18 protein-coding genes are annotated in these 17,531 nt (G+C 67.1%); 10 read left to right on the top strand and 8 right to left on the bottom strand.

Annotated features, from left to right (window positions below):
• Positions 1-72: 72 nt before the first annotated feature.
• Positions 73-609: a YqaA family protein gene (locus KVP10_RS12795; protein WP_217964964.1), complete on the bottom strand. Its 537-nt coding sequence runs from the start codon at positions 607-609 to the stop codon at positions 73-75.
• Between the two features lie 225 nt (positions 610-834).
• On the opposite strand from KVP10_RS12795, the gene ilvA reads away from it, so the two are divergent.
• On the top strand, positions 835-2,346 hold the full coding sequence (ilvA, locus tag KVP10_RS12790; RefSeq protein ID WP_217964963.1) for a threonine ammonia-lyase, biosynthetic: 1,512 nt from the start codon (positions 835-837) through the stop codon (positions 2,344-2,346).
• Positions 2,347-2,473: 127 nt separating this feature from the next.
• Here ilvA and KVP10_RS12785 read toward each other — a convergent pair whose 3' ends face one another.
• The 7 genes from KVP10_RS12785 to KVP10_RS12755 form a co-directional block, all read right to left on the bottom strand.
• Entirely contained in the window at positions 2,474-3,058 is a 585-nt protein-coding gene (locus KVP10_RS12785) for an adenine phosphoribosyltransferase (protein WP_217964962.1), read from the bottom strand.
• 86 nt (positions 3,059-3,144) lie between these two features.
• A complete protein-coding gene (gene cydC / locus KVP10_RS12780) occupies positions 3,145-4,794 on the bottom strand; it encodes a thiol reductant ABC exporter subunit CydC (protein WP_217965010.1) in 1,650 nt (549 codons plus the stop codon).
• Between the two features lie 98 nt (positions 4,795-4,892).
• A complete protein-coding gene (cydD, locus tag KVP10_RS12775; RefSeq protein ID WP_217965009.1) occupies positions 4,893-6,656 on the bottom strand; it encodes a thiol reductant ABC exporter subunit CydD in 1,764 nt (587 codons plus the stop codon).
• 106 nt (positions 6,657-6,762) lie between these two features.
• Positions 6,763-6,900 carry a cytochrome bd-I oxidase subunit CydX gene (gene cydX, locus KVP10_RS12770; protein WP_217964961.1) on the bottom strand — a complete coding sequence of 46 codons (138 nt, stop codon included), beginning with the start codon at positions 6,898-6,900 and terminating at the stop codon, positions 6,763-6,765.
• Between the two features lie 99 nt (positions 6,901-6,999).
• A complete protein-coding gene (gene cydB, locus KVP10_RS12765) occupies positions 7,000-8,154 on the bottom strand; it encodes a cytochrome d ubiquinol oxidase subunit II (RefSeq protein WP_217964960.1) in 1,155 nt (384 codons plus the stop codon).
• Between the two features lie 27 nt (positions 8,155-8,181).
• Entirely contained in the window at positions 8,182-9,774 is a 1,593-nt protein-coding gene (locus tag KVP10_RS12760; RefSeq protein WP_217964959.1) for a cytochrome ubiquinol oxidase subunit I, read from the bottom strand.
• Positions 9,775-9,793: 19 nt separating this feature from the next.
• The gene (locus KVP10_RS12755) at positions 9,794-10,333 is read right to left on the bottom strand and encodes a GbsR/MarR family transcriptional regulator (protein WP_217964958.1); all 540 of its coding nucleotides are present in this window, start codon (positions 10,331-10,333) and stop codon (positions 9,794-9,796) included.
• 402 nt (positions 10,334-10,735) lie between these two features.
• Here KVP10_RS12755 and KVP10_RS12750 point away from each other — a divergent pair, with 402 nt between their 5' ends.
• The 9 genes from KVP10_RS12750 (at position 10,736) to rapZ (ending at position 17,524) form a co-directional block, all read left to right on the top strand.
• Positions 10,736-11,719: a KpsF/GutQ family sugar-phosphate isomerase gene (locus KVP10_RS12750; protein ID WP_217964957.1), complete on the top strand. Its 984-nt coding sequence runs from the start codon at positions 10,736-10,738 to the stop codon at positions 11,717-11,719.
• Between the two features lie 17 nt (positions 11,720-11,736).
• Complete coding sequence (locus tag KVP10_RS12745) at positions 11,737-12,336, top strand: KdsC family phosphatase (RefSeq protein ID WP_217964956.1); 600 nt, start codon at positions 11,737-11,739, stop codon at positions 12,334-12,336.
• A gap of 6 nt (positions 12,337-12,342) precedes the next feature.
• The gene (gene lptC, locus KVP10_RS12740) at positions 12,343-12,960 is read left to right on the top strand and encodes an LPS export ABC transporter periplasmic protein LptC (RefSeq protein ID WP_217964955.1); all 618 of its coding nucleotides are present in this window, start codon (positions 12,343-12,345) and stop codon (positions 12,958-12,960) included.
• Entirely contained in the window at positions 12,957-13,682 is a 726-nt protein-coding gene (gene lptA / locus KVP10_RS12735) for a lipopolysaccharide transport periplasmic protein LptA (RefSeq protein WP_217964954.1), read from the top strand. The genes lptC and lptA overlap by 4 nt, the downstream gene beginning before the upstream one ends.
• 5 nt (positions 13,683-13,687) lie before the next feature.
• A complete protein-coding gene (lptB, locus tag KVP10_RS12730; RefSeq protein WP_217964953.1) occupies positions 13,688-14,473 on the top strand; it encodes an LPS export ABC transporter ATP-binding protein in 786 nt (261 codons plus the stop codon).
• A gap of 237 nt (positions 14,474-14,710) precedes the next feature.
• The gene (hpf, locus tag KVP10_RS12725; protein WP_217964952.1) at positions 14,711-15,037 is read left to right on the top strand and encodes a ribosome hibernation-promoting factor, HPF/YfiA family; all 327 of its coding nucleotides are present in this window, start codon (positions 14,711-14,713) and stop codon (positions 15,035-15,037) included.
• 109 nt (positions 15,038-15,146) lie between these two features.
• A complete protein-coding gene (locus KVP10_RS12720) occupies positions 15,147-15,623 on the top strand; it encodes a PTS sugar transporter subunit IIA (protein ID WP_217964951.1) in 477 nt (158 codons plus the stop codon).
• Between the two features lie 25 nt (positions 15,624-15,648).
• Positions 15,649-16,578 carry an HPr(Ser) kinase/phosphatase gene (gene hprK / locus KVP10_RS12715; protein WP_217964950.1) on the top strand — a complete coding sequence of 310 codons (930 nt, stop codon included), beginning with the start codon at positions 15,649-15,651 and terminating at the stop codon, positions 16,576-16,578.
• A gap of 82 nt (positions 16,579-16,660) precedes the next feature.
• Positions 16,661-17,524, top strand: coding sequence for an RNase adapter RapZ (gene rapZ, locus KVP10_RS12710; protein ID WP_217964949.1), 864 nt, complete (start codon positions 16,661-16,663; stop codon positions 17,522-17,524).
• The last annotated feature ends 7 nt before the right edge of the window (positions 17,525-17,531 follow it).

Below are 17,531 nucleotides of genomic sequence, written 5' to 3'. Positions count from 1 at the left end.
AGCCATTAAAGAAACAGTGTAATACGAGTTTGCAATCGAGGCGGCGAGCGCCGGCCGCAACCCTTGTTCAGTTCAGGCCGGAGGGAAAAACCACAGCAGCCCGGCGGTCACCAGCGCATAGCGCAGGAATTTGCCCACCGCCATGTACAACACGCAGGGCCAGAACGACAGGCGCAGCCAGCCGGCGACCGCGCACAGCGGGTCTCCCACGGCCGGCAGCCAGGAAAACAACAGGATGGACGGACCCAGGCGGTGCGACCAGCGGCTGATCTGCGCGTGCCAGCGCCCGCCCGCCAGCGTGGCCGATTCGGAGACGTGCCCCGGCTCGTGGCCGTGCTTCTGGCGCCAGTGCTCGTAGGCCCGTTCCGCCCCCTCGCCCATGAAGTAGGTAATCACGCCGCCCAGGGTGTTGCCGAGCGTGGCCACGCCTATGGCGAGCCAATACATGTCCGGCGCCAGCTTCACGTAGCCGAACACCGCCGGCTCGGACCCCAGCGGCAGCAATGTCGCCGATATCAGGCTGACGACGAAAATCGCCGTCAGCCCCACCTTGGGCAGGGCCAACATGGCCAGCAGCCACTGTATGGGGGAATCGAGCAAATATTCCATGCGGCCTTAGTGTAGCCGCAAGGAACTCGTCCCAGCGCCGGCCGACGGCGCCGCAGCTACGGCGGGCCCCCAATGCCCGCGCACATCGCTGTGGTAATCTGTTTGACCGGCTCTGGGGACCGAACCCGGCTGCCGGCAACGCCGGCTGTATTGCCGCCGGCCGCCCTGCCCTCGGGCCTTTTCATCACTCGCTACCGACTCGCACCGTTCTTTCCGCCCCGCATCATGCCCACCGACTACCTCAAGCGCATCCTCACATCCAAAGTCTACGACGTCGCCATCGAATCCCCGCTGGAACTCGCCCCTCAGCTTTCGGCACGAATCGGCAACAAGGTATACCTGAAGCGTGAAGATACCCAGGCGGTCTTCAGCTTCAAGCTGCGCGGCGCCTACAACAAGATGGCGCAATTGAGCCCGGCCGAACTCAAGCGCGGCGTCATTGCCGCCTCGGCCGGCAACCACGCCCAGGGGGTTGCCCTGTCGGCGCGGCGCCTGGGCTGCCGTGCGGTCATCGTCATGCCCACCACCACCCCGCAGGTCAAGATCGACGCCGTGCGCGGCTTCGGCGGCGAGGTAGTGCTGGCCGGCGACAGCTTTTCCGACGCCTATCTGCACGCCAAGAAACTGGAACAGAAGGAAAAGCTCACCTTCGTGCATCCCTTCGACGACCCTGACGTGATCGCCGGCCAGGGTACGGTGGGCATGGAAATCCTGCGCCAGCACTCCGGCCCGATCGACGCCATTTTCGTGGCCATCGGCGGCGGCGGCCTGATCTCGGGCGTGGCCGCCTACGTGAAGCAGCTACGCCCCGAGATCAAGATCATCGGCGTGCAGACTACCGATTCCGACGCCATGATGCGCAGCGTCAAGGCCGGACGCCGCGTGGAACTGTCCGACGTGGGCCTGTTCTCGGACGGCACCGCCGTCAAGCTGGTCGGGGCCGAGACGTTCCGCCTGACCCGCAAGTACGTGGACGACTTCATAGCGGTGGATACCGACGCCATCTGCGCCGGCATCAAGGACGTGTTCCAGGACACCCGCAGCGTGCTGGAACCGGCCGGCGCGCTGGCCCTGGCCGGCGCCAAGCGCTACGCCGCCCAGAACAAGTGGAAGAACAAGACCCTGGTGGCCATTACCTGCGGCGCCAACATGAATTTCGACCGGCTGCGCTTCGTGGCCGAACGCGCCGAAGTGGGCGAGGCGCGCGAAGCCATCTTTGCCGTCACCTTGCCCGAGAAGCGCGGCAGTTTCCGCGACCTTTGCGAAGCGGTGGGCGAGCGGCGCAGCGTCACCGAATTCAACTACCGCATTTCCGATTCCGAGCGGGCCCACGTCTTCGTCGGCCTGCAGATCTCGTCGCTGCAGGAAGCCGACAAGATCGCGGCGGGCTTTCGCCGCAAGGGCTTTCCCACGCTGGACCTGACCCACGACGAAATGGCCAAGGCGCACCTGCGCTACATGGTGGGCGGCCGTTCGGCGCTGGCCGGCAACGAAGTGCTGTACCGCTTCGAGTTTCCCGAACGCCCGGGCGCATTGATGCGCTTCCTGAACGCCATGAACCCGGACTGGAACATCAGCCTGTTCCACTACCGCAACCAGGGCGACGACTACGGCCGCATCCTGGTCGGCATCCAGGTGCCTCCGGCCGACAAGGCGCACTTCAAGGATTTCCTGGAAACCGTGGGCTACCCGTACTGGAACGAAACCGACAACCCGGCCTACCGGCTGTTCCTGTAGGCCCGTCGGGAAGGCCTGCCGCGGACGCGACGCGCAGGCGCCGGCACGGGCCGGCAATCGAAGAAAAAAACAGTGCGGCTGCGATCCCGAAGCAGCCGCCGTTCGGGCTGCACGCCGGCCTGAAGCCTCAGGCCAGCGGAGGTTCCGGCACGCGCTGCCCCGCGGGCGCAGCCTCGCTGAAGCTGCACACCGTATACAGCGGCAGGCCGGTGGCCTTGACGGCCTGCGAACCGCCCAGTTCGGGCAGTTCGATGATGGCTGCGGCCTCGACCACATTGGCGCCGAGCCGCTGCAGCAGCTTGGCGGCGGCCAGCATGGTGCCGCCGGTGGCGATCAGGTCGTCGATCAGCAGCACGCGCTGGCCGGGCCGCACCGCGTCGGTGTGCATCTCGACCGCCGCATTGCCGTATTCCAGCGTATATTCCTCGGCCACAGTGCGAAACGGCAGCTTGCCCTTCTTGCGCACCGGCACGAAACCCAGGTTCAGTTCATAGGCCAGCACCGAGCCCAGGATGAAGCCGCGCGCATCGACGCCGGCCACCAGGTCCAGCCGATGGCCAATATAGCGATAGACGAACAGGTCTATCAGCACGCGGAAGGAACGGGGATTCTGCAATACGGGGGTAATGTCGCGGAACGTGACGCCCGGCTTGGGCCAGTCCGGCACGCTGCGGATCGCTTCGCAAATGTAACTGGCGGGATCGGTGTTCATGGCTAGTGTCGGAAAGCTGAGAAGTGCCGCGGCGCGCGCGGGCTGGCGGAAGAACTGCAACCCCGACTATAACCTCCGCGGCGTGCCTATGGCGAATCCGCATGCAGCCGCCCGCCTTCGAGACGCAGGATCCGGTCGACCGCGCCGGCGGGCAGGCGCGCGTGCGTGGCCAGCACCACCGTCCTGCCGGCGGCCGCCCGTCCCAGGTCGGAGAAGAAAGCCTGCTGGGTGGGCTCGTCCAGGCCTGCGGTAGGTTCGTCCAGCAGCCATACCACAGCCGGCGCAAGTATGGCGCGCGCCAGGCAAAGGCGCCGCGCCTGGCCCACGGACAGCAGCCGGCCCGCCTCGCCGACCCAGGTATCCAGGCCCTGTTCCAGCGTGCGCACGAAATCCGCGAGCCGGGCCTGCTCCAGGGCCTGCCAGAGCTTCGCGTCATCGGCCGCGGGATCGCCCAGCAACAGATTGCTGCGCACAGTGCCCAGGAACACCGGGCTGTGCTGCGACAACAGCGTACAGCGGGCATGCAGCTCGCTTTGCGCCGCCAGGCGGATGGGCACGCCGCCGTATGTGATTTCACCTTCGGACGGGTCGTGGATGCGCATGAGCAGTGCCAGCAGCGTGGATTTGCCGCAGCCGCTCGCGCCTACGATGCCGATGAGCTCGCTCGCCTCGACCCGCAAGTCCAAGCCGGCCAGCACCGGGTGCGCCGCGCCGGGATAGGCATATCCCAAGCCTTCGGCCCGCAAGGCGCCGCGCGGCGGCAGCGCACGGACATCGGGCACGTCCCGCAGCGCGGGCGGCTCGCGCAACAAGGCACGCACCCGCGCGCCCGCGGCGGCTGCCGTTCCCAGCCGCGCGGCGCCGCGCATCAGCGGCCCCAGCACCTCGAACAAGGCCAGCAGCCCCAATACCAGCCCGGCCCATACCGCGCCGTCCAGCTCGTGCGAGCGGAACGCGCCCAGGCCCAGCCACAGCAGGCCGACCAGGCACAGGCCCATGATCAGTTGCTGCACGAACTGGCCCGCCGACCCTGCCGCGGCCACGGCGTCGCGCGTGCCGGCCAGGCTGCGCACTGCATCCCCGAAGCGTGCTTGCGCCCGCGGCTCGGCGGCGAAGGCCGCCAGGTCCGCATGCCCTTCCACGGCTTCGTGCACAAAGGCGCGCGCGGCGGATGCGGCTTCCTGGGCGTGTCGGCCCGATGTGCCGGCGGCGCGCGCCAGGCAATATGGAACAATGCACGCCGCCACCAGCATGGCCGCCAGGATCAGCCAGCCCGCGGGTGGCAGCCAGGCCCCGGCGATCAGGCTGTACGCCGCCCCCAGGGCCAATGCCGTCAAGGCCGGTACGATCACCAGCAGAAACAAGGTATCCAGCGCGTCGATGTCGCCGGCCAGGCGGGCCACGAGGTCGCCGTCCCGGTAGCCGGCAAGCTGGGCCGGACTGAGCCGCATGATGGCGCCGAACACCGCGGTGCGCATGTCGGCCAGCAGGTCGAGCGTGGCGCCGTGTCCCGTGACGCGCTCGGCATAGCGCAGCGCGATGCGCGCGAGCGCCAGGCCGCGCACCAGCGCCGAGGGCGCGAACAAATCGAAGGCCAGCTTGGCGCCGGCGAGAAACGCGGCCGTGAGGAACCAGCCGGCCACCGACAGCAGGCCCACGCCCGCGGCCACCGTGCAGCAGGCCAGCAGCAAGGCGGCCAGCAGGCTGCGGCGGCGCCGCACGAGCCATGGCAGCATCAAGGCCAACAAACCCGGAAAGCCTCCGGCAAGCCGCTCCGGCGGCTGCAGCCCGCCCGGCACATCGGACCCGGGCCCTTGGTCGGGCAATCTCCCGGTCATGGCCGGCCCCCGCCTTGCGGCAAATGCAGGCTGCGCTCCAGCCGGACCGCGACCTCCGTGTCGTGGGTGGCGACCACCAAGGTGCGCCCGGCGGCGAAGCGCAGTACCGCGTCCATGACCCGATCGCGGCTACCGGGATCGAGGCTGGCGGTGGGCTCGTCCAGCAAGACCAGCCCGGGCCGCGTCAGGAATAAACGCGCCAGCGAGAGCCGCTGCAATTGCCCGCCCGACAAGCCGTACCCCCGCGCGCCCAATTGCGTGTCCAGGCCTTGCGGCAGCGCCCGCACGAACTCGCCGGCGCAGGCCTCGTCCAGGGCCCGCAGCAAGTCTTCAGCCGAGGCTTCGGGGTCGGCGATGCGCAGATTCTCGGCCACGCTGCCAGGCAGCAGGAAAGGCCGCTGGCCGATCAGCGTGACCGCGCGGCGCAGTTCGGCAGTCGGCCAAGCGCCCGGCCCGCGGCCATCCAGAAGTATCTCGCCCGCGTCCAGCCCGCGCAGGCCCGCCAGGGCTTCCAGCAACGTGGTCTTGCCCGCGCCGCTGCGGCCCATCAGCGCCAGGCTGGCCCCGGGCGCCAGGGACCAGGACAGGTCTTGCAGCACAGGTTGCGCGCGGCCCGGCACCGTCAGGCACGCGCCGCGCACCTCCACCGAGAGCGGCCGCGGCGGGCCTCGCATCGCCCCGTCCTGCGGACTCGGCATCGTCCCGTGGCCGGCTTCTTCCCGCCGCGCGGAGGCTCGCCAAGCCTCGGGGGGCGCCGTCGTCCCATGGGCAGTCCGCGCAAGATCCGGCTGCGCCTCGCTCGCACGGGAACCTGGTCCGGACGCGCGCGCTTGCCTTGGATCCGGCAGCGTGCCGAACACGGCGGCCAGGCAGTCCACGGCGGCCCGCGCCGCGGCGCGGTCGTGGTAATTGGCCGCGAACTGGCGCAAGGGGTTGTAGATCTCGGGCGCCATCAACAGGCAGAACAGTCCCAGCGGCAGGCCCAGCGCCTCACCGCGCAAGTGCAAGTAGCCGAGATAGCTCAGGCCGATGTACAGCGCGACCCCGGCCACGCCCAGCGCGGCGAAGAACTCCAGCACGGCGGAAGACAGGAAGGCGATGCGCAGCACCGCCATGGTCTTGCGGCTGAGATCGGCGCTGGCCGCGCCCACCGCGGCGGTCTCGGATTCGGCGCGGCCCAGCAGCTTGAGGGTCTGGGCGCCGCGCACGCGATCGGCGAAGAAGCCCGACAGCCGCGCCATGGCGACCTGGTGGCGGCGGCTGGCGGCCTCGGCGCCCCAGCCCACCAGCGCCATGAACACGGGGATCAGCGGCGCGCTCAGCAGCACGATGAGCGCCACGATCCAGTCCACGGGCAGCAGCACCAGGCCGAAGGCCAGGGGCAGGAAGACGGCGGCGATCGCTCCGGGCAGATAGCGCGAGAAATAGCCGTCGAGCGCCTCGACCTGCTCGACCACCAGGCTGGACAGCTCGCCCGAGACCCTGTGCCGCGTCCATTGCGGACCGCGCTCCAGCATCCCGGTAAAAAGCTCCTGGCGCAGCCAGGACTTGATGGCCTCGGCGGCGCGGCTGGCGGCGCGTTCGCCCGACCAGGCAATGGCCGCGCGCAGCGCGACCAGGCCGCCTATGGCCGCGATCCAGGGACCGGCGGCGATCGGACCCGAGCCGGCCACGGCGCCGCCCAGCACCCGCGCCAACCACCAGGCTTGCGGCAGCAGCAACAAGCCCGCAAGCAAAGGCGCGGCCAGGGCCCAGGCCATGGCCAGGCGCGGCAGGCGAGCCAGAGCGGCCAGCCAGCGCGCCGCGAGGCGCGCCCCGGCCGCGGCTTCGGCGCCGTCCGGTTCTACCGCCAAGGCCGGCCTCCAGTCAGCCGGCGTTATCGGTGTATGCGCTGGGATTGCGCGGGTTATGGGATTCGCCCTCGCGCAACTCGAACCACATTGCGTTCAGGATGGAAAAAAAGCAGGCCAGCCCGAGGCCGAGTATCCATGAGAAATACCACATGGCTATGTCCTTTCGTTTTCCTGTAGAGGTTCGGGTTCATGCGCCGGCCGATCCGGTTCCAGCCCGGCCGGCGTCGTTCGTTCCATTCGTTCCATTCGTTCAATAGGCATGCGGCGAATCGCCCAGCGCAGCCTGCGTCACCTTGCCGCGCATCACCCGGTAGACCCAGGCGGTGTAGATCGACACGATGGGCAGCAACACCGCCGTCACCAGCAGCATGATCCACAACGTCATGCGGCTGGACGAGGCGTCCCAGACGGTCAGGCTGGCGTTGGGCGTCAGCAGCGAGGGCATCAGGAACGGGAACATCGAAAAGCCGAAGGTCAGGACGATGCCGGCCACGCTCAGCACCGAGGCAATGAAGGCCAGCGCGGCGCGGCGCAAGGCCAGCAGCGCCGCGGCCAGCAGCGCGCCGCCCAGGCCCAGCGCCGGCGCGATCCACATCGCCGGCCAGCGCGCGTAGTTGTGCATCCAGGCCCCGGCGCTGACGGCCACGGTCTTGGCCAGCGGGTTCGACAATTGGTCCGGGTCGATCGCGCTGGTGACGACATAGCCCGGCAAGCCGTGCGCCACCCACCAGCCGCCCAGCGCGAACAGGACCAGGCAGGCCAGGGCGAAGCAAATGCCCACTGTGCGGGCGCGGGCCGCCACGGCGGCGTCCGTCTTCCACATCAGCAGCGTGCAGCCGTGCATGGCAAGCATGCATACGCTCAATAACCCGCTAAGCAGGGGGAAAGGCGTGAACAGGCCGAAGAAATTGCCCTCGTACAGCGGGCGCATGGTCTGCGAGTCGAAGCCGAAAGGCACGCCGACGACCAGATTGCCCACCGCCACGCCGAACACCAGCGCGGCCACCAGGCCCGAGCCGCACAACACCGCATCCCAGGCCGAGCGCCAGCGCGGCGCCTCGAGCTTGCTGCGGTACTTGAAGCCTACCGGCCGCAGGATCAGGGCGATCAGCAACAGCATCATGGCCAGGTAGAACCCGGAAAAGGCCGAGGCGTAGACCAGCGGCCAGGCGGCGAAGGCCGCGCCGCCGCCGGTGATCAGCCACACCTGGTTGCCTTCCCAGACCGGCCCCACGACATTGATGACCACGCGGCGTTCGATGTCGCTGCGCGCCACCAGCGGCAGCACCGTGGCCACGCCCAGGTCGAAGCCGTCCATGACGGCGAACCCCACCAGCAGCGCGCCCAGCAGCGCCCACCAGACGACACGCAGGGTGGAATAATCGAGCGGAATGAGTTGTTCCATGATGGTTCTCCTTTCCCTGTGATGGCGCTATTCGGCGGCCTGGGTGCCGTGCACCCCGAAAGAGGCGCCGATCAAGGGCGGCTCGGGGCGCCGGCCGTGCGCCTCGTCTTCGGGGCCGCCGCGGATGGCATGCAGCATCACCTTGGCCCCCACCACCGCCAGTATCGTGTAGAGCACCAGGAATATGCTCAGGCTGGTGGCCAGGTCGGCCACGGACAGGCCCGAGGCCGCATAGTAAGTAGGCAGCACTCCCTCTATCACCCAGGGCTGGCGCCCGAACTCGGCCACGAACCAGCCGCACTCGATCGCGATCCAGGGCAGCGGCAGGCTCCATAGCGCGATCTTCAGGAAGCGCGGGTATTTCCGCAGGCGCCCGGTGGAAGCCAGCAGGAACGCCACGGCAAAGAACAATATGAAATAAAAGCCCAGGCCCACCATGATGCGGAAGGTCCAGAACATCGGCGCCACCTGCGGCACCGTGTCGGCTGCCGCGCGCGCGATCTGCTGGTCGGTGGCCTTGGTGATGTCGGGCGCATAGCGCTTGAGCAGCAGCGCATAGCCCAGGTCGTGCCAATTGGCGTCGAACACCTTGCGCGCCGCCTGGTCGGAGGGATGCGCGCGCACTTTCTGCAGCGCCTCGTAGGCGACGATGCCGTTGCGGATGCGGGCGTCCGCACGCTTGACCAGTTCGTCTATGCCCAGCAGCGGCGTGGTCAGCGAGCGCGTGCCTATGATGCCCATGACATAGGGGATACGGACTTCGAAGTGATTGCGCTGCCTGGCCTGGTCGGGAATGGCAAACAGATTGAAGCTGGCGGGCGCCGGCTCGGTGTGCCACATGGCCTCCATGGCCGCGATCTTCATCTTCTGGTGTTCGGTGGTGAGATAGCCGCTCTCGTCACCCAGCACCACCACCGACAGCGCGGAAGCCAGGCCGAAGCTGGCCGCCACCACCATCGAGCGCTTGGCCAGGTCCACGTGCCGGCCGCGCAATATGTACCAGGCGCTGACCCCCATGACGAAGATCGCCCCCATGACATAGCCGGCGCTGACGGTGTGCACGAACTTGGCCTGCGCCACCGGATTGAAGATGACCGCGCCGAAGTCGGTCATTTCCATGCGCATGGTAAGCGGATTGAATATCGCGCCCACCGGGTTCTGCATCCAGCCGTTGGCGATCAGGATCCACAGCGCCGACAGATTGGTTCCCAGGGCCACCAGCCAGGTCACCGCCAGGTGGCTGACCTTGGACAGGCGGTCCCAGCCGAAGAAGAACAAGCCTACGAAGGTGGCCTCGAGGAAGAAGGCCATCAGGCCCTCGATGGCCAGCGGCGCGCCGAAGATGTCGCCGACGTAGTGGCTGTAGTAGGCCCAGTTCATGCCGAACTGGAACTCCATCACCACGCCGGTGGCCACCCCCAGGGCGAAGTTGATGCCGAACAGCGTGCCCCAGAACTGGGTCATGCGGCGCCATATGTCGCGCCCGCTCATGACGTAGACGCTTTCCATGATGGCCAGCAGGAACGACAGCCCCAGGGTCAGCGGCACGAACAGGAAGTGATACATGACCGTGGCCGCGAACTGGAAGCGCGACAAGTCGACGACGTCTAGATTTGGCATGGTTATGCTCCGGCGCAGTTCATTTGCGCAATTTCCCGGCGAATCCCAGGACCTTCTGGACTTTGCTGCCCAGGCGCATCAGGCTTTCGAGCGTCTCGGGCGGCAGGCGCTGCACCTCGTCGAACCAGGCCGTGCTCAGTTCGATGAGTTCCAGCATTTCAGTAATGCGCTGCTGGGCATAGGTCTCGTCGGCATTGGATGGTGTTTCCAGCAGCAGGCCGCGCAGCAGCGACAGGGTGGGGTCGATTTCGCGCTTGCGCTTTTCCTCGACCAGCACGCGGAAGATTTCCCAGACATCTTTGAGGGATTCGAAGTAATCGCGCCGGTCGCCGATCTGGTGCACCATGCGCACCAGGCGCCAGGACTGCAGTTCGTGGATGCTCACGCTGACGTTGGAACGCGAGAAGCCCAATGTCTCGGCGATTTCGTCGGCATTGAGCGGGCGTGGCGAGAGAAACACCAGCGCATAGATCTGGCCGACCGTGCGGTTCACGCCCCAGCGGCTGCCCATTTCCCCGAAATGCAGCACGAAGCGTTCGGCTTGAGGCCCGAGTGTCATTTTTCTATTTTCGGTAATTTCTGAAATCACAATAAATCCAGAATATACTCCCGGAAATCCGCGACGGCAACATGCCCGGACCGGGCGCCGCCGGTGCAAGGGCCGGTGCAAGGGCCGGTGCAAGGGCCGGTGCAAGGGCCGGTGCAAGGGCCGGTGCAAGGGCCGGTGCGAAGGGCCGGTGCGAAGGGCCGGTGCGAAGGGCCGGTGCGAAGGGTGACGCAAGAAGCGGTGCAAAAAGCGGCACAAACGGCAGACGCTGCACGCTCGCGGCCCCGGCCGCCAAGGGCGGGCATGCTGTCGTGCCGTCGGCCCCGGCCTGGCCGACGAACGGCCTGGATCCGGCCCGGCATCTTTTTCCCGGATCACAGGCCCCAGACCTGCCGCTGCGTTTAAAATCCCTCTATGAACGATATGCAGGCTCCGGCCGACATCCTCGCCTCGGCGCACCGTACGCTGGGCATCGAAATCGCAGCGCTGCAGGCGCTGGACCAACGCCTGGACGGCGACTTCGGCCGCGCCGTGGCGATGATCATGGCATGCGCCGGCCGTGTGGTGGTCACGGGCCTGGGCAAATCGGGCCATATCGCCCGCAAGATCGCCGCCACGCTCGCGTCCACCGGCACTCCCGCGCTGTTCATGCACGGGGCGGAAGCCGTGCACGGCGACCTGGGCATGCTCACCGCCCAGGACCTGGTGCTGGCGCTGTCGCACTCGGGCTCGGGCCAGGAACTGCTGACCATCGTGTCGGTGGCCAAGCGCATGGGCGTGCCCATCATCGCCATGACCGGCAATCCGCAATCGGAACTGGCTCGCGCCGCCGACCTGCACCTGAACACCTATGTCACGCAGGAAGCCTGCCCGCTGAACCTGGCGCCCACGGCCAGCACCACGGCCATGCTGGCCCTGGGCGACGCCATCGCGGTAGCCTGCCTGGAGGCGCGCGGCTTCAGCGCCGAAGACTTTGCGCTTTCGCACCCCGGTGGTACTCTGGGCAGGCGCCTGCTCACCCGGGTGCGCGACATCATGCGCCAGGGCGCGGCGCTGCCGGTCGTGCCGGTCGGTACATCGGTCACCGACGCCCTCACGGAAATGTCGGCCAAAGGCATGGGCATGACCATAATCGTCGACGCCCAGCGCCGCCCGGTGGGCATATTCACCGACGGCGACCTGCGCCGCCTGATAGAGCGCCACGGCGACATCCGGCCCCTGACGGTGGCCGACGGCATGAGCACGCACCCGCGCAGCGTCGAGCCGTCCACCCTGGCCATCGAGGCGGCCACGCTGATGGACGCGGGGCGCCTGAACCAGATGCTCGTGATCGACCGCGACGGGCTATTATTGGGTGCCCTGCACATGCACGACCTGCTCGCGGCCAAGGTTATTTAGGCCCGGATCTTCCCGTAATGAACATGCCCAACGTCCCCCATCCCGCCGAAGCCCTGGTGCTGGCCAAGGTCGCGCCGGCCGTAATCGAGCGCGCGCGCCGCATCCGCCTGATGGCTTTCGATGTCGATGGCGTGCTGACCGACGGCCGCCTCTGGTACGGCGAACAGGGCGAGGCCCTCAAGTGCTTCCACGTGCTCGACGGCCACGGCCTGTCGCTGCTGCGCGAAAGCGGCGTGTTCATCGCCTTCATCACCGGCCGCCGGGGCTCCATCCTGCCGCGCCGCGCGGCCGAACTGGGCATCGCCACCGTGCTGCAGGGCGAACGCGACAAGGCCTCGGCGCTGGCGCGCCTGGCCCAGGAACAGGGCTGCCCCATGGAACAAGTGGGTTTCATGGGCGACGACATCATCGACCTTGCCGCCATGCAGCGCGCCGGCCTGGCCGTCAGCGTCCCGCAGGCCCCCAGCTACGTGGCCCAGGCCGCGCACTGGGTGACCACCCGCGACGCCGGGGCCGGGGCGGTGCGCGAGTGCTGCGACCTGATCCTGGCCGCGCAGGGCCGCCTGCGGGCATTTCTCGGCGCGCGGCCGGCCATGGCCGGCGCCGCGGTGCAGTAAGCCCCCATGAAAGACCGCATTCCCGCCGTCATCGCCGTGGCCCTGCTGGTGGCCCTCGTGCTGGGCACCTGGTGGGCGGCCGACTACGCGCAGCGTTCCATCCCCATAGATCCGCCGCGGCGCATCAGCCATGACCCGGATTCCTGGGCCGAGCATTTCATCATGGTGCGCACCGACGAATCCGGCATCGCCATCAACCGGCTCGAAGGCGTGCACATGAACCACTACCCGGACGACGATTCCTACCTGGTGACCACCGCGAAGGCGATCGGCCAGCAGCCCGGGTCGCCCATCACCATAGGCACGTCCAAGATCGCCATCATGGACAAGAACGGTTCGCGCATCGTCATGAAGGGCGACGCCCACCTGCACCGGCTGCCCGACAAGGACCACGCGCCGCTGGACGTGACCAGCCAGGAACTCACCCTGCTGCCCGACGACAATGTGGCCTTTACCGACCTGCCCGCGCTGGTGGTCAACGGCAATTCCACCATGAACGGCAAGGGCATGCGTTACGATAACAAGACCCGTGTCCTGCAAGTGTTTTCGTCCAGCGACGTCAAGATCTCGGCTCAAGACGTGCAGAACCAACAAAACGCCAACGCCAAAAAGAAAAAACCATGACCCTCGACTCCCGCACCACGCTCGCCCTGCGTACGGCGTCCGCGATGCTGCTGGCCACGGCCCTGGCCTGCGCCCCGGCGCTGGCCGCGTCCGCCGCCGGGACGCCGCCGTCCTCCGCCAGCGCCGGCAGCAAGAATGCAGCGGCGCAACCCGCCGCCGATCACTCGAAATCCGGTTCTCAAGCCGGCAAGAAGCCGGCCGAACAGCCCGACACCGTGGTGCTGTCCGACACGCTGAACTACAACGACGTCAAGAAAGAAAGCATATTCACGGGCAATGTCGTGATGACGCGCGGCCTCATGACGCTGCGCGCCGACAAGCTCGTCGCGCACCAGGACGCCGAAGGGTTCCAGTACGGCACCGCCACCGTCGCCCCCGGCAAGCTGGTTTTCGTGCGCCAGGAAAACCCCGAGAAATTCGAAGTCATAGAGGCCCGCGGCCTGCGCGCCGAATATAACGGCAAGACCGAAGAATTCGAGATGATAGGCAAGGCCGTGGTCACGCGCTTCGTCTGCGGCAAGCCCTTCGACTCGATCAGCGGCGAAAGGGTCAAGTACAACCAGAAGACCGACATCTACCAGGCCTACGGCGGCCCGAATTCCGCCGCCGCCGGCGGCCGGGTGCGCTCGGTCGCGCAGCCGGGCGCCAAGATCGACGCCGCCGTGGCGGAGTGCAGCAAGAAGTCCGCGCCGGCCGCGGGCAAGCCTACCGGGAATCGATAAGCTTCATGTCATCCACTCCCAACGCCGCATCCCCTCCCAACGCGCCGCCCCTGCGCAGCCTGCGCGCCACCGGCTTGCGCAAGACCTACGGCAAGCGCACCGTGGTGCACGACGTCTCGCTGTCGGTCGACAGCGGCGAAGTCGTCGGCCTGCTCGGCCCCAACGGCGCCGGCAAGACCACCAGCTTCTACATGATCGTCGGCATCATCCCCGCCGACGCCGGACGCATCGAGATCGACGGCACGCCGATCACCGGCCTGCCCATGCACCGGCGCGCCCGCATGGGGCTGTCGTACCTGCCGCAGGACGCCTCGGTATTCCGGCGCCTGACCGTCGAGGAAAACATCCGCGCCGTGCTCGAGCTGCAGCTCGACGATGACGGGCGGCCCATCTCCTCGGCGCGCATCGGCGAGAACCTCGAGTCGCTCATAGACGAACTGCAGATCTCGCACATCCGCCGCAACACGGCGATCTCGCTGTCGGGCGGGGAAAGGCGCCGCGTGGAAATCGCGCGGGCGCTGGCCACGCACCCGCGCTTCATCCTGCTGGACGAACCCTTCGCGGGCGTCGACCCCATCGCCGTCATCGAGATCCAGCGCATCGTGCACTTCCTGAAAAGCCGCAATATCGGCGTGCTGATCACCGACCACAACGTGCGCGAAACCCTGGGCATCTGCGACCGCGCCTACATCATCAGCGAAGGCAAGGTCCTCACCAAGGGCCACCCCAGCGAGATCATCGACAACGAAGCCGTGCGCAAGGTTTACCTCGGCAAAAACTTCAGGATGTAACGCCGCGGCGCCCGCCGGGCGGCAACACACCGGGGGCGTCCGGCGGACGCTCCCCGAGCCCCTCATCGTTTACCCCAAGCCTCACTGGAAGTGCCGCGCTGCGCCCGGCGCCGGGGGCTTGATTTAGTTTGCACAAGCTATACACTGGACTCGTCAAGACTACCGGCAAGGAGGCCGCCTACCCGATACATCCGCGCCATGGGCGCACCTGTGTGATTTTTTCTAGGAGAGCACAATATGAACCTGAGCATCAGCGGTCGTCATCTCGAAGTCACTCCCGCCATACGCGAGTACGTCTTGAACAAGATGGCGAGGGTTTCACGACACTTTGATCATGTCATCGACACCCAGGTCATGCTCTCGGTAGAGCGCTTGAAGCATACCGCCGAAGTTACAATGCGGCTGCGCGGCAAGGACATCCATTGCGCGGCCGACGACGACAATCTCTATGCCGCTATCGATCTCCTGGCCGACAAGATCGACCGCCAGGTCATCAAGTACAAGGACAAGGTCCAGGACCACGCCCACGACCCTGCCAAGCGGCTGGAAGCTTCCGCCGGCTAAGTTTCCACAACGAGCGCCAAACTCCGTGATTGCGGGCTTTCCAGCCCGCAAAGCCCACGTTCCATACCCCAGACGGAAACCCTAGGCAGAAGCCCATATAATGGGCCATATGAACCTATTGTCCCGCATCCTGCCACCGCAAAACGTGGTGCTCGACCTGCCCGCCACCAGCAAGAAAAGGGCTTTCGAGCAGGCCGGCCTGCTCTTCGAGAACAACCAGGGCATTGCCCGCACCTCGGTATTCCACAGCCTGATCGCCCGCGAAAGACTGGGCTCGACCGCGCTGGGCCACCATATTGCAGTGCCACATGGCCGTATCAAGGGCCTGAAAGAACCTTGCGCCGCCTTCATCAGGCTGGCCGACCCGGTGCGTTTCGACGCCAGCGACGGGCGCATGGCGAGCCTGCTGTTTTTCGTGCTGGTGCCCGAAACCGCCACGCAGTTGCACCTGGACCTGCTGGCCGAAATCGCCCGGCTCGTGTCCAATCCGGCGCTGCGCCAGACGCTGGCCACCGAGACCGACGTTGCAGCCATCCACGCCCTGCTTTCCGCCGACCCGCCCGCCCAGGGCGGGGCGACGGCCTAAAGCCCGAACAGGCCCCAGCCCCCAAATGCTCACCATCCAAGAACTCGTCAGCGACAACGCCGACAAAATCCCCTTCCACTGGATAGCCGGGCTGGGCGCGGCGCACCGCCTGATTCCCGACGTCGGCATGTCGGGCGCCGACCTGGTGGGCCACCTGAACCTGATACACCCCTCGCGCATACAGGTGTTCGGCCGCGAAGAGCTTTCCTACTACACGCGCTTCGAGCCCAAGCGGCGCGTGCATCACCTGGAAGACCTGGTGGCCGGGGGCGTGCCCGCCATGCTCATAGCCGGCGACCAGCCGGTGCCGGACGACCTGCGCGAATTCTGCAACCTGCAGCAGATCCCGCTGCTGGGCACGCCCATAGAGGCGGCGCAGCTCATAGACCTGCTGCGCATCTACCTGGGCAAGCGGCTCGCCCCCAAGACCACGGTGCACGGCGTATTCATGGACGTGCTGGGCCTGGGGGTGCTGATCACCGGCGAATCCGGGCTGGGCAAGAGCGAACTGGCGCTAGAACTGATCTCGCGCGGCCACGGCCTGGTGGCCGACGACGCGGTGGAACTGTCCCGCACCGCGCCCAACATGATCGAAGGCACTTGCCCGTCGCTGCTGCAAAACCTGCTCGAAGTGCGCGGCCTGGGCCTGCTGGACATACGCACCATATTCGGCGAAACCTCGGTGCGGCGCAAAATGAAGCTCAAGCTGGTGGTGCAACTGGTGCGCTCCAGCGCCGACGCCTTCGAGCGCCTGCCCGTGCAGGACCAGACCCAGGACATCCTGGGCCTGCCCATACGCCGCGTGATGCTGCAAGTGGCTGCCGGCCGCAACCTGGCCGTGCTGGTCGAGGCCGCGGTGCGCAATACCATCCTGACGCTGCGCGGCATCGACACCATGGGCGAATTCATCGAGCGCCAGGCCTTGGCGATCATGGAGAGCAGCAACAAGGAATGAAGCCGCGGCGGGCGGCCCGGCAGCAAGCTTACGAATGGCCGCGCGGCACGCCGCGCGCGCCCAAATCTGGACCTTATCTGACATGTTTCGCGTTGTTCTCATCACAGGTATTTCGGGCTCGGGCAAATCGGTAGCCCTGCGGCTGCTCGAAGATGCCGGCTATACCTGCGTCGATAACCTGCCGGTGCGCTTCCTGCACGAATTCATCGCCAGCACGCGCGAAGACGATCTCGAACGCGTGGCGGTGGCCATAGACGTGCGCTCGCCGGGCGAGCTGGCCGAGCTGCCGGGCGTCATCAACGACTTGCGCGCCGGCGGCACGGCCTTCCGCGTGATCTTCCTGGATGCCAGCGACCACACCCTGCAGCAGCGCTATTCCGAATCGCGGCGCCGCCATCCTCTCACCGACAAGCTGCAGCGCGGCGGCAAGACACCTTCGCTGCAGGAATGCATAGACACCGAACGCGAACTGCTGGCGCCGCTGCGCGAGCAGGAACACGTCATCGACACCTCCGACCTGACGCCGGGGCAGCTACGCGCCTGGGTGCGCGACCTAGTGCAGGCCGATCGCGCGCCGGTGGTGCTGACATTCGAGTCTTTCGCCTACAAGCGAGGGGTGCCGGGCGACGCCGATTTGGTGTTCGACGTGCGCTGCCTGCCCAACCCCCATTACGACCGCGCCCTGCGCCCCCTTACCGGACGCGACGAAGCTGTGGCAAAATGGCTAGGCCAGTTCGGCAGCGTCGAGACCATGATCGAGGACATCGCCGGCTTCATACGGCGCTGGCTGCCTTTGTACATGCAGGATACCCGCAACTACCTGACGGTAGCCATAGGGTGCACGGGCGGGCAGCATCGGTCTGTCTATGTGGTAGAACAACTCGCGAGGCGGTTCGCCGACCACTCGCCGCTGCTGGTCCGGCATCGCAACCAGCCGCCCACTTAGAGCTTAA

Origin of the sequence: Candidimonas humi, from assembly GCF_019166065.1 — a bacterium.
Taxonomy (GTDB): domain Bacteria; phylum Pseudomonadota; class Gammaproteobacteria; order Burkholderiales; family Burkholderiaceae_B; genus Candidimonas; species Candidimonas humi.
Note: the sequence above shows the minus strand (reverse complement) of the source record. Positions and strands in the feature narration are given on the sequence as shown.